This window comes from Terrabacter terrigena (assembly GCF_042676085.1).
Lineage (GTDB): Bacteria > Actinomycetota > Actinomycetes > Actinomycetales > Dermatophilaceae > Terrabacter > Terrabacter terrigena.
Genome location: NZ_JBHTKH010000024.1, coordinates 33,338 through 45,826, shown reverse-complemented (window position 1 = coordinate 45,826; position 12,489 = coordinate 33,338). Strand labels below are relative to the sequence as shown.

Genomic DNA, 12,489 nt, shown 5'->3' with positions numbered 1-12,489 from the left:
CACCGGGAGGTCTTCATCTGCCATGAAGGTCAGATCGTGTCGTCACACTGACTCGACCAACGTGACTGGGCATCACAGCTAGCCGCGCACCCGGTCTCCGCCCACCCAGACACCGCCCAGGTGGCCGGGCGTCGCGAGGGCGAACACCTTGGCGAGCGCGTCCTCGGCGCACGACGCGTGGCGGAGGCCGACGTCCAGGGGGTCACCCACGGGGGGTCGCACCCAGACCGCGTCGAACTGCCGGCCGACCGACAGGTCGCCGACCTCGTCGCCGAGACCGAGCGCCAGCGCACCGGCCCGGGTCGCGAGGAAGAGCAGGTCGGGCGAGGCGAGCGGGAGCCCGGCCGGCCCGAGCAGCTGCTGCATGAAGTACGCCTGCAGGCCCTCCTTGAAGAGGGAGAAGCCGGTGCCGGCGCCCACGTCGGAACCCAGCGCCACGCGTACCCCGTGCTCGGTGTGCGACCGCAGCGGGAACAGCCCGCTGCCGAGGGCCGCGTTGCTCGTCGGGCAGTGCGCCACTGACGCGCCTTGCGACGCAAGGAGACTCAGCTCGCGGTCGGTGGCGTGGACGTTGTGGGCGAGCACGCTGCGCGGTCCCACGAGGCCGTGGCGGTCGTAGGTGTCGACGTAGTCCTCGGCCTCCTCGAACAGCTGGGCGACCTCGGCGACCTCGGCCTGGTTCTCGTTCACGTGCGAGGTGAACCACGAGCCCGCGACGTCCTTCATGACTGCGGCACAGGCGTCGAGGAGGTCGTCGCTCGCCGAGTACGAGAAGCGGGGCGTCACGGCATACCTCGTGCGCTCGCGTCCGTGCCAGCGCCGCGCGAGGGCGACGGACTCGTCGTACGTGCGGTCAGGCGTCGAGAGCAGCGGCTCGGGTAGGGAGCGGTCGCTGACGACGAGGCCCGACGTGACGCGCAGCCCGACCCGGTCGACCTCTTCGAAGAGCACGTCGACCGCGCTCGCGAAGTGCGACCCGAAGACGAGGGCCGTGGTCGTGCCGGCGCCGACGAGGCCGCCGACGAACTCCGCGGCGACCGCCCTGGCGTAGTCGGCCGAGGCGAGGCGTGTCTCCTCCGGCAGCGCACACCGGTCGAGCCACTCCAGCAGGGGCATGCCGAGGGCACCGATGGCCCGCACCTGTGGGAAGTGGACGTGGGTGTCGACGAGGCCGGGGAGCACGAGCCCGTCGCGCAGGTCGACGACCTCGTCGCCGGGGTGGGCGGCCCGGAGGTCTGCCGCCGGCCCCCGCGCGGTGATGACACCGTCGGCGACGCGCAGGGCGGTGTCGGTGTCGGAGCGCAGCCGCACGCCCGAAGGTGCGTTCGCGTCGGGGGTGTCGAGGAACGTGCCGAGGAAGAGGGTCATGCCCGCACCTCCGCGGTGGCGGTGGTGCCGCGCGCCTCGACGCCTGCGACCTCCGCGCGAAAGCGCGTCACGAGGTGCGCAGCGACGCTGACGGCGATCGTCGCGGGGTCCTTGCCGGTGATCTCCGGCATCCCGATCGGGGTCGTGATGCGGGCCAGGGCGGCCTCGTCGTGACCCTCGCGCCGCAGGAGCACCTCGAACCGGCGCCACTTGGCGCTCGACCCGATGAGGCCGATGGACCCGAGGTGCGCGCAGCGCAGCGCCATGTCGCACAGCGCGGCGTCCTCGGCGTGGTCGTGGGTCATGACGAGGACGTGCGTGCCCGGCGGCACCTGGCCGAGCACGACCTCGGGCACGGAGGAGTGGTGCACGTGGATACGCGCAACCGCGTCGGAGAGACAGGTGAGCCTGGCGGGCTCCACGTGCTCGGCGCGCGAGTCCACGAGGTGCAGCTCGATGTCGTGCCGGGCGAGGATGCGCGCGAGCTCGAGCCCGACGTGGCCGACGCCGAAGATCGCGACCGCGGGTACGACGGGCAGCGGCTCGAGGAGCAGCGTCACCTCGCCACCGCAGCACTGCCGGCCGTGCTCGCTCGGCGCCTTGTCGCTCAGCGACATCGTCAGCGTCTCGGGCGTGGCGCCACCGGTCGCGAGCAGCTCGCGGGCCCGGGCCACCGCGGTGGCCTCGAGGTTGCCGCCACCGACCGTGTCCCACTCGGTGTCGGCGGCGACGACCATCTTGGCCCCGGCGTCGCGCGGTGCGTGACCGCGGACCGTGGTCACGGTGACGAGAACGCCGGCACGCCGCTGCTCACGCAGCGCCTCGACGGCGCGCACCCAGTTCATCGCCGGGCCCCTGCCGAGACGGCGCTGTCGAGCGCGCGTTCGGACTCGGGCTCGAGCACCGGGGCCCCGGGCTCGGGCTGCTCGGGCTCGACCCCCTTGCCGCCGACGACGAGGTGGGCGTGCCCGGCCCGACGTGCGAGCGGCTCGTCGGCCGCCTGCGCGCGGGCCGACTCGACGGCCCAGTACACCGCCTCGGGGGTGGCGGGCGAGGCGAGGTCGACAGCCGCGCCGGCCGGGCCGAAGGCTGCAGCGGCCTCGCGCAGAGCCTCGCGCACCGAGAAGGCGAGCATCAAGGGTGGCTCGCCGACGGCCTTGGAGCCGTAGACGACGCCGTCCTCGTGCGCGTGCTCGAGCAGTGAGACGTTGAACTCCTCCGGCATCTCGGAGAAGGACGGCAGCTTGTAGGTGCTCGCCGCCTGGGTCGCCAGGCGGCCGCGCGAGGGCCGGTCGGACTCGTCCCAGCGAAGGTCCTCGAGGGTGAGCCACCCCGCGCCCTGGACGAACCCGCCCTCGATCTGGCCGATGTCGACGAGCGGTGACAGGCTCTCGCCGACGTCGTGGACGATGTCGACCCGACGCGTCGCGTAGGCCCCGGTGAACCCGTCGACCTCGACCTCGGTGGCAGCGACGCCGTAGGCGAAGTACTTGAAGGGCGAGCCCTGCATGCGCGAGGAGTCCCAGTGCAGCCCCTCCGTGCGGTAGAAGCCCGCGGCCCAGAGCTGCACGCGCTGGAAGTACGCCTGCCCGACGAGCTCGTCCCAGCCGACCGACTCGCCGGCGTCGCCGAGCCCGCGCACCCGGCCGTCGACGAAGCGCACGTCGTTGGGGTGCACTCCGAGGCGTCCTGCGGCCACTGCGGTGAGGCGCTCCTTGATCTGCTCGCACGCGTTCTTCACCGCGCCACCGTTGAGGTCGGCGCCCGAGCTCGCTGCAGTCGCAGACGTGTTCGGCACCTTGTCGGTGCGTGTGGGAGCGAGACGGACGCGGCTGAGCGGGATGCCGAGAGTCGTCGCGGCCACCTGCAGCATCTTCGTGTGCAGCCCCTGGCCCATCTCGGTGCCACCGTGGTTGATGAGCACCGAGCCGTCCTTGTAGACGTGCACGAGGGCGCCGGCCTGGTTGAAGGCGGTGAGGTTGAACGAGATGCCGAACTTCACGGGTGTCACGGCGAGGGCGCGCTTGACGTCGTCGTGGCTCGCGTTGAAGGCGGCGATCTCTGCGCGGCGGCGCCCGACCTCGCCCGTCGTGAGGACGCCCTCCCACGCGGCGACGATGCGCTCGGGGTGGCGCACGGGCTGGCCGTACGGCGTCGACTGCCCCTCGACGTAGAAGTTGCGGCGGCGCAGCTCGACCGGGTCGAGGCCGAGGAGTGGCGCGCAGCGGCCGAGGAGATCCTCCATGACGAGCATGCCCTGGGGCCCGCCGAACCCGCGGAACGCGGTCTGCGACGTCTTGTTCGTCTTCGCGATGCGGCCGTTGACCCGGACGTCGGGGACCCAGTACGCGTTGTCGATGTGGCACAGGGCGCGTGCGAGCACCGGCTCCGACAGGTCGAGGCTCCAGCCGCCGTCGGCCGTCAGGGTCGCGTCGAGAGCCTGCAGCCGGCCGTCGGAGTCGAAGCCGACGCGCCACTGGGCGTGGAAGCCGTGCCGCTTGCCGGTCATCGTGAGGTCTTGGGTCCGGTTGAGCCGCAGCCGAACCGGACGTCCGGTGAGCGTGGCGCCGAGGGCGGCGATCGCGGCCAGCCCGTGCGGCTGCATCTCCTTGCCGCCGAAGCCGCCACCCATGCGCAGGCACTGCACCGTGACGGCGTGGCTCGGCAGCCCGAGAACGTGCGCGATGATCTCCTGCGTCTCGCTCGGGTGCTGGGTGCTCGACTGCGCGAACACCTGGCCGTTCTCGTCGACGAGCGCCAGGGCGCAGTGGGTCTCGAGGTAGAAGTGCTCCTGGCCGGAGAACTCGAACTCGCCGCTGAAGACGTGGGTCGAGCGGGCCAGCCCGGCCTCGACGTCACCCCGCTCCATGTGCGGCCGCGCGCCCTGGAACGCCTCTGCCGCGATGGCCTCGCGCACCGTGACGAGGGCCGGGTGCTCGACGTAGTCGACCTGGACGGCCGCGGCGCCGAGCCGGGCGGCCTCGAGCGTCTCGCCGAGCACCCAGGCGACGGCGTGGCCGACGAACATGACCTCGGTGGGGAAGAGGGGCTCGTCGTGCTTGACCCCGGCGTCGTTGACGCCGGGCACGTCGGCGGCGGTGAGCACGCGCACGACGCCCGGGACGGCGTACGCGGGCTCGACGCGCATCGCGGTGACGGTGGCGCGGGCGTACGGTGCCTGCACGGGGTACGCGTGGAGGCAACCCGCGGTGCGCCCGACGAGGTCGTCGGTGTAGAGCGCGGCACCCGTGACGTGCAGGGCTGCCGACTCGTGCGGGAGGGCCTCGCCGACGACGGCGCGGTCGGGTCGGTCGGACAGGGTGCTCATGCCCCCACCTCCTGCCGGGTGGCTGTCGCGGAATGGAGCTTGAGCAGGGCGCTGCCGAGCATGGCGCTGCGGTAGGCCGCGCTCGCGCGGTGGTCGTCCATGGGCGTGCCCTCGCGGCGCATGACCGCGGCCGCCTCGCGGACCACCGGCTTGGTCCACGCGCGTCCCTCGAGGGCGGCCTCGGTCTCGAAGGCGCGGATCGGTGTGGCCGCGACGCCGCCGAGGCCGATGCGGGCCTTGGTGACGGTGCCGCCGTCGACGGTGACGGCGAAGCCGACGGCGACGCTGCTGATGTCGTCGAAGCGGCGCTTGGCGATCTTGTGGAACGCGGCGATCGGACTCAGCGGCAAGGGGATCCGCACGGCGCGGATGATCTCGCCGGGGCGTCTCACCGTCTGCCGGTAGCCGGTGAAGTAGTCGACCAGGGGGACGTCTCGCTCACCCTCGGCCGAGGCGAGCACGACAGCCGCCTCGAGTGCGAGCAGGGCGGGGGGCGTGTCGCCGATGGGCGAACCGGTGCCGAGGTTGCCGCCGATGGTCGCGCCGTTGCGGATGAGCCGCGAGGCGAACTGCGGGAAGAGCTGGCCGAGCAGGGGCACACGGCCAGAGAGTCGAGCCTCGACCTCGGACAGGGTGAGGGCGGCGCCGATCTCGACCGACGAGTCGCCGATCTCGAGGGTGCGCAGCTCGGGCACCCGGTCGATGCCGACGACGAACGGCGCCCGGGCCGCCTTGAGGTTGACGTCGACGCCCCAGTCGGTCGAGCCGGCGACGAGGACGGCGTCGGGGTGCTCGGCGAGCAGGCCGAAGAGGTCGGCGGCGTCGGCGGCCCGGGCGTACGAGCCCCCGGCTGCGGCGACCCGGGTGGCGACCGGCTCGGGGGCGGGGCGGTCGCGCCGCTGCGCGAGGGCGTCGTCGTGCCCGGGCTCGCCGAGGGCGTACGCGGCGTCGCGGATCGGGCGGTAGCCGGTGCAGCGGCAGAGGTTGCCCGACAGCGCGTGCAGGTCGAAGCCGTTGGGACCGTGGTCGTGCTCGTGGTCGTGCTCGTCGTGGTCGTCGTGGTCGTGGTCGTCGTCGAGCGCGTCGCTGCGTCCGGGTCGGTAGTACTCCGCGGCCATGCTGCAGACGAAGCCCGGCGTGCAGTAGCCGCACTGCGACCCACCGCGGACGGCCATCTCGGACTGGACGGGGTGCAGGTGCTCGGGCGTGCCGAGCCCCTCGGCCGTGACGACCTCCTGGCCGTCGAGCGAGGCGGCGGGGATGAGGCACGCGTTGATGGCCGTCCACGTCGTGGTGCCCGCGGCACCGTCGGTGGCAGGACGGGCGACGAGGACGGAGCACGCGCCGCACTCGCCCTCGGCGCACCCCTCCTTCGCCCCGGTGAGGCCGTTCTCGCGGAGCACGTCGAGGGCGCTCGTCCAGGCGGGGACGCCCGTGAGGTCGACCGTGCGACCGTTCACGGTGATGCCTGGTGCGCCGGTCGTGGTGGCCGGTGCCGTGGGTGCCGCCGGTGTGGCGGGAGACAGTGACGCCATCGTCTACTCCTCGTGGTGCGTCGTGCACCGTTCGGACCGGCCCGGGTGGGTCGGCCGCATGGTTGGGAGTGAACCGAGCCGCTGGTTATCCATGCCGAACAGCGGTCGGGCGCTGCATCGATGGTACGCGCGAGGGCGTGCCAGAGGAAGGGTTCAGGCTCCTTCTTTTCCGCGATGTGGACTAGTTGTTCCGATCAGAGAAACTGGCGTGACAGCTTCGCGTGCCGGTTGACGTCCTTGTAGAGCAGGTAGCGGAACCTGCCGGGGCCGCCCGCGTAGCAGGCCTGCGGGCAGAAGGCGCGCAGCCACATGAAGTCGCCCGCCTGCACCTCCACCCAGTCGTTGTTGAGCAGGTAGACCGCCTTGCCCTCGAGCACGTAGAGGCCGTGCTCCATGACGTGCGTCTCGGGGAAGGGGATGACGCCGCCGGGCTCGAAGCCGACGATCGTCACGTGCATGTCGTGGCGCACGTCGAGCGGGTCGACGAAGCGCTTCGTGCTCCAGCGCCCCTCGGTACCGGGCATCTCGGCCGCGTCGACGTCGTCCTCGTGGGTGACGAACGGTTCGGGTGCGTCGATGCCGTCGACGGGCTCGTACGCCTTGCGGATCCAGTGGAAGCGCGCCGGACCGTCGGCCTCGCCGTCGACCGCGAGCGACCAGCCCGACCCGGCCGGGAGGTAGGCGTAGCTGCCCGGGCGCAGCGGGTGGTCGGCCCCCTCGACGGTCAGCCGCGCAGATCCCTCGACGACGAAGAGCACCCCCTCGGCAGACGGGTCGGGCTCGGGCCGGTCGCTGCCCCCGCCGGGTGACACCTCGACGATGTACTGCGAGAACGTCTCGGCGAATCCGGAGAGTGGGCGGGCGATGACCCACGTGCGGGTGCGTTCCCAGAAGGGGAGGGCGCTGGTGACGATGTCGCGCATCGTCCCGCGTGGGAGGACGGCATACGCCTCGGTGAAGACGGCGCGGTCGGTCGTGAGGTCGGTCTGGGCGGGCAGGCCGCCCTTGGGGGCGTAGTAGCGGGGGGTGCTCATGCCTCTCCTCTGCGGACGAGCCGGCCACGCGGGCCGGCGTCGAGGTCGACGGGGGTGCCGGCGAGCCACGTGCGGCGGACGACGCCGGTGAGGCTGCGCCCGGCGTACGCGGACACGGGGTTGCGGTGCTCGAGGGCGCCGGGGTCGACGACGAAGGTCTCGTCGGGCGCGAACGCCGCGAGGTCGGCGTCGGCACCGACGGCGATGCGTCCCTTGCGCTCGAGCCCGACCTGCAGGGCGGGGGCCTCGGCCATCCAGCGGACGACGTCGGGCAGCCCCAGCCCGCGGGCGCGCGCACCGCTCCACGTGGCCGCGAGGCCGAGCTGGAGCCCGGCGATCCCGCCCCAGGCCGTGCCGAAGTCGCCGGTGTCGAGGGCCTTGAGGTCGGCCGTGCACGGCGAGTGGTCGGTGACGACGAGGTCGATGTCGCCCTCGACGAGGCCCTGCCACAGGCGTTCGCGGTTCGACGACTCGCGGATGGGCGGGCAGCACTTGAACTCGGTCGCGCCGTCGGGCACGTCCTCGGCCGTGAAGGTGAGGTAGTGCGGGCACGTCTCGACGCTGAGGCGTACGCCGTCGGCGCGGGCGGCGTGGATCGTCGTGATCGCGTCGGAGCTGGACAGGTGGAGCACGTGCGCGCGTCCGCCGGTGCGGCGGGCCTGTTCGACGACCCGGGCGACGGCGAGGTCCTCGGCCGCGCGCGGCCGGGAGCGGAGGAAGCCGACGTAGGCGCGCCCGTCGGACGGCGGGGCGTGGTCGATCGTGTGGGCGTCCTCGGCGTGCACGATCATGAGGGCGTCGAGGCGCGCCGTCTCGGACATTGCCTCGGCGAAGGCCTCGGGATCGAGGGCCGGGAACTCGTCGACGCCGGAGTGGAGCAGGAAGCACTTGAAGCCGAAAACCCCTGCGGCGTGGAGCGGCTCGAGGTCTGGCACGTTACCGGGAATCGCACCGCCCCAGAAGCCGACGTCGACCCAGGCCTGGCCGCGGGCGGCGTCCTGCTTCGTGCGCAGGGCCTCGAGCGTCGTCGTCGGCGGCACCGAGTTGAGTGGCATGTCGACGATCGTCGTCACGCCACCACGGGCCGCAGCCCGGGTGGCGCTCGCGAAGCCCTCCCACTCCGTGCGGCCGGGCTCGTTGACGTGGACGTGCGTGTCGACGAGCCCGGGCAGGAGCACCTCGTCGTCGGCGAGGTCGACGACCACGGCGGCGTCGAGCTCGAGGGGAGTGACGGCCTCGGCGGCCGACGCGAGCGTGGCGCCCGTGCGGACGACGGCGATGCGACCGTCGCGCACGCCGACGAGCGCGGCCGTCTCGGCGCCGTCGACGACGGCGCGGGCGGCGCGGATCAGCGTGTCGAGAGCCATGCGGCCGACTCCTTCGTCGTGGTCTCGTGTCCGACCGTATGCCGTGTGGCCGCGATCGGGGAGCGTTGCCGCCCCAGCGCGCCGCCGTCGGCCCGGACGACGTCGCCGTGGCGCAGGTACGGGCGCGGCTCGGCGGCAGCCATCGCGACCCCCGCCGGCGTGCCGGTGATGACGACGTCGCCCGGCTCGAGCGTCATGAGGGTGCTCACGTGGGCGAGGCACGTCGCGACGTCGTGGACCATGTGGTCGGTCCAGCCGTCCTGCCGCCGCTCGTCGTTGACGGTGAGCGTGAGCCGAACCCCGGATCCGTCCGGAGCCGGCATCGCTTCGGGGAGCACGAGCCAGGGGCCGAGAGGGCAGTACGTGTCGGCGGACTTGCCCGGGGCCCAGGTGGCGGCGCCGCCGAGCTGGAGCGTGCGGTCGGTGAGGTCGTCGGCCAGCGCGTAGCCGGCGACTGCGTGGATGGCCTCGTCGGTCGAGGCGCGGCGCAGGACGCGACCGACGACCACGGCGAGCTCGACCTCGTGGTCGGTCGTCGTGGAACCCGGGAGCAGGTGAACCGTGTCGTCGGGCCCGCACACCGACGTGGAGGCCTTGAGGAAGACGACCGGGTCGGCCGGCTCGCGGGCGCCGATCGCGGCGGCGTGGCAGCGGTAGTTCAGCCCGATGCCGACGACCTTGCCCGGCCGCGCGACGGGTGGTCCGAAGCGGGTGGCTGCGGACGTCGCCAGTGGTGGCAGGGCGCCGGCCCGCATGGCCTCGCCGACGAAGGCGCCCCCGCTGGCCGTGAGCCGTTCGAGGAAGTCTGCGTCGATGTCCTCGGTCAGGGGCGAGAGGTCGAGGAGCGCCCCGTCCGGTGCCTCGGCGACCGGGCGCTCGGCGCTCGGCCGGCCGACGCGTGCCAGCCTCATCGGGATGCTCCGAGCCGCTCGGCGAGCTGGGTGCCGAGGCGCTCCCCGATGCGTTCGAGGGCCGGGCCGGGGTCGGCGAGAGACGCCTCGACCGATCCGGCCTCCTCCGTGGTGGTGAGGACGCAGTCGAACCCCGCGAGCTCGGCGTCGGCGGCGTCGACGAGGCAGCGGCCGACCACGGCGACGACCGGCACGCCCTGCTCATGGGCGACGCGGGCGACGGCGGTGGGTGCCTTGCCTCTGAGCGACTGGGCGTCGAACGAGCCCTCACCGGTGATGACGAGGTCGGCGCCGGCCACGGCCCGGGCCAGGCCGGTCAGCTCGAAGACGATGTCGGCCCCGGGCCGGGTGCCGGCCCCGGCGACCGCGAGCAGTCCGAACCCGACGCCCCCGGCGGCGCCTGCCCCGGGTGCGTCACGGCGGTCGACGCCCGTCGCCGCCGCCACGAGGTCGGCCCAGTGGCCGAGCGCGCCGTCGAGCCGGGCGACGTCGTCGGCGGACGCGCCCTTCTGGGGGCCGTAGACGTGTGCCGCGCCGGACGGTCCTGTGAGCGGGTTGTCGACGTCGCAGGCGACGACGAGGTCGACGTCGCCCAGGCGTGGGTCGAGACCCTTGAGGTCGACGCGATCGGCGTCGACGAGGGCCGCGCCACCTTCGACCACGGGGTGCCCGTCGCGGTCGAGCGTTCGCAGGCCGAGGGCGCGGAGCAGGCCCGCCCCACCGTCGGTGCACGCGCTGCCGCCGATGCCGACGACGACCCGCACGCACCCCGCGTCGAGAGCGGCGTTGACGAGCTCGCCCGTGCCGCGGCTCGTCGCCGTCAGCGGCGCAGGCGCCCCGCCGGGCAGCAGGTCGAGACCGCTGACCGCCGCGAGCTCGACGACGGCGTCGGCCCCTCGCCGGGCCCACGACGTCTCGACGGGCTCGCCCGTCGGGCCGGTCGCCACGGCAGGGATGCGCTCGAAGCCGGCCGCGACGGCCGCCTCCACCGTGCCCTCGCCCCCGTCGGCGACGGGGGCGAGGACGACCTCGACACCGGGCACGGCGGCACACAGGCCGCGGGCCAGGTGCCCGGCCACGGCCGAGGCGGTGAGTGAGCCCCGGAACTTGTCCGGTGCGATGACGACGCGGGGCACGGGGGACTCCTCAGTCGAGGTTGGCGTAGAGGGCGGTCGGCGCGTCGAGGTCGCTCGAGGCGAGCTCCTCGAACTCGGTCACGTTGGCGATGGAGGTGCCCATCGACACGTTCGTGACACGCTCGAGGATCACCTCGACGATCACCGGCACGCGGTGCTCGACGAGCAGCTTCTTCGCCTGCTCGAGCGCAGGTCGGATACCATCCGGCTCCGTCACCCGAATTGCCTTGCAGCCCAAGCCTTCTGCGACCTTGACGTGGTCGACGCCGTAGCCGTTCACCTCAGGAGCGTTGATGTTGTCGAACGACAGCTGCACGCAGTAGTCCATGTCGAAGCCGCGCTGCGCCTGGCGGATGAGACCGAGGTACGCGTTGTTCACGAGCACGTGGATGTAGGGGATGTTGAACTGCGCCCCGACTGCCAGCTCCTCGATCATGAACTGGAAGTCGTAGTCGCCCGACAGTGCGACGACGGTCGAGTCGGGGTCGGCCGTGGCGACACCGAGCGCGGCCGGGACGGTCCAGCCGAGAGGACCGGCCTGACCGGCGTTGATCCAGTGACGCGGACCGTAGACGTGGAGCAGCTGCGCGGCCTGGATCTGCGACAGCCCGATCGTGCTGACGTAGCGCACGTCCCTGCCGAAGGCCGTGTTCATCTCCTGGTAGACCCGCTGCGGCTTGATCGGCACGGCGTCGAAGTTCGTCTTGCGCCACAGGGTGCGCTTGCGCTCGGCGCACTCACCGGCCCAGTCCGCGCGGTTGGCCAGCGCCCCGGCGTCACGACGCTCGCGGGCGGACTCGACGAAGAGCTCGAGGGCGGCCTTCGCGTCCGACACGATGCCGAAGTCGGGGGCGAAGACGCGCCCGATCTGGGTCGGCTCGATGTCGACGTGCACGAACGTGCGCCCGGCCGTGTACGTCTCGACGTCACCGGTGTGACGGTTGGCCCACCGGTTGCCGATGCCGAGGACGAAGTCGGAGGCGAGCATCGTGGCGTTGCCGTAGCGGTGGCTCGTCTGCAGCCCGACCATGCCCGCGTTGAGCTCGTGGTCGTCGGGGATCGTGCCCCAGCCCATGAGGGTCGGCACGACGGGGACACCGGTCAGCTCGGCGAGCTCGACGAGCAGGTCGGCGGCGTCTGCGTTGATGATGCCGCCGCCCGCGACGATGAGCGGCCGCTCGGACGACTGGAGCATGTCGAGCGCCTTGTCGACCTGCGCCCGGGTCGCCGCCGGCTTGTAGACCGGGAGCGGCTCGTAGGTCTCGACGTCGAACTCGATCTCGGTCATCTGGACGTCGATCGGCAGGTCGATGAGGACGGGTCCCGGACGGCCGGACCGCATGAGGTGGAAGGCCTGCTGGAACGTGCCAGGCACCTGGGCCGGCTCGAGCACGGTGACGGCCATCTTCGTCAGCGGCTTGGCGATCGAGGCGATGTCGACGGCCTGGAAGTCCTCCTTGTGCAGCTTGGCGACCGGCGCCTGGCCGGTGATGCACAGGATCGGGATCGAGTCGGCGCTCGCGGAGTAGAGCCCGGTGATCATGTCGGTGCCGGCCGGGCCGCTCGTGCCGATGCAGACGCCGATGTTGCCGGCCCTCGCCCGGGTCCAGCCCTCGGCCATGTGCGAGGCGCCCTCGACGTGCCTGGCGAGCGTGTGGTGCAGGCCCCCCTGGGTCTGCATCGCCTTGTAGAACGGGTTGATCGCGGCGCCGGGCAGGCCGAAGACGTTGGTGATGCCCTCCTTCTTCAGGATCTCCACCGCGGCCTGCGCTGCAGTCATGCGTGCCATGTTCGTGTCCTTGCGTGGGGC

At 72.8% G+C, this 12,489-nt stretch carries 9 protein-coding genes; all 9 read right to left on the bottom strand.

Going from position 1 to position 12,489, the window contains the following annotated elements; genetic code table 11:
• Positions 1 to 78: 78 nt before the first annotated feature.
• The 9 genes from ACFQ2V_RS20690 to gcl all read right to left on the bottom strand — a co-directional run bounded on the left by ACFQ2V_RS20690 (position 79) and on the right by gcl (position 12,468).
• The gene (locus ACFQ2V_RS20690) at positions 79 to 1,368 is read right to left on the bottom strand and encodes a guanine deaminase (RefSeq protein WP_386054835.1); all 1,290 of its coding nucleotides are present in this window, start codon (positions 1,366 to 1,368) and stop codon (positions 79 to 81) included.
• Positions 1,365 to 2,213: a xanthine dehydrogenase accessory protein XdhC gene (xdhC, locus tag ACFQ2V_RS20685; RefSeq protein ID WP_386054834.1), complete on the bottom strand. Its 849-nt coding sequence runs from the start codon at positions 2,211 to 2,213 to the stop codon at positions 1,365 to 1,367. The genes ACFQ2V_RS20690 and xdhC overlap by 4 nt, the downstream gene beginning before the upstream one ends.
• Positions 2,210 to 4,696 (bottom strand): xanthine dehydrogenase molybdopterin binding subunit, encoded by a 2,487-nt coding sequence (gene xdhB, locus ACFQ2V_RS20680; protein WP_386054833.1) that lies wholly within the window; start codon positions 4,694 to 4,696, stop codon positions 2,210 to 2,212. The genes xdhC and xdhB overlap by 4 nt, the downstream gene beginning before the upstream one ends.
• Positions 4,693 to 6,231, bottom strand: a complete 1,539-nt coding sequence (locus ACFQ2V_RS20675) for a xanthine dehydrogenase small subunit (protein WP_386054832.1) — start codon at positions 6,229 to 6,231, stop codon at positions 4,693 to 4,695. Before ACFQ2V_RS20675 ends, xdhB begins: the two co-directional genes overlap by 4 nt.
• A 194-nt stretch (positions 6,232 to 6,425) precedes the next feature.
• Entirely contained in the window at positions 6,426 to 7,265 is an 840-nt protein-coding gene (locus ACFQ2V_RS20670) for a bifunctional allantoicase/(S)-ureidoglycine aminohydrolase (protein WP_386054831.1), read from the bottom strand.
• Positions 7,262 to 8,632, bottom strand: a complete 1,371-nt coding sequence (gene allB / locus ACFQ2V_RS20665; RefSeq protein ID WP_386054830.1) for an allantoinase AllB — start codon at positions 8,630 to 8,632, stop codon at positions 7,262 to 7,264. The genes ACFQ2V_RS20670 and allB overlap by 4 nt, the downstream gene beginning before the upstream one ends.
• The gene (locus tag ACFQ2V_RS20660) at positions 8,614 to 9,543 is read right to left on the bottom strand and encodes a fumarylacetoacetate hydrolase family protein (protein WP_386054829.1); all 930 of its coding nucleotides are present in this window, start codon (positions 9,541 to 9,543) and stop codon (positions 8,614 to 8,616) included. Before ACFQ2V_RS20660 ends, allB begins: the two co-directional genes overlap by 19 nt.
• A complete protein-coding gene (locus tag ACFQ2V_RS20655) occupies positions 9,540 to 10,679 on the bottom strand; it encodes a glycerate kinase (protein ID WP_386054828.1) in 1,140 nt (379 codons plus the stop codon). Before ACFQ2V_RS20655 ends, ACFQ2V_RS20660 begins: the two co-directional genes overlap by 4 nt.
• Before the next feature lie 10 nt (positions 10,680 to 10,689).
• Positions 10,690 to 12,468, bottom strand: coding sequence for a glyoxylate carboligase (gene gcl / locus ACFQ2V_RS20650; protein ID WP_386054827.1), 1,779 nt, complete (start codon positions 12,466 to 12,468; stop codon positions 10,690 to 10,692).
• Positions 12,469 to 12,489 lie beyond the last annotated feature (21 nt).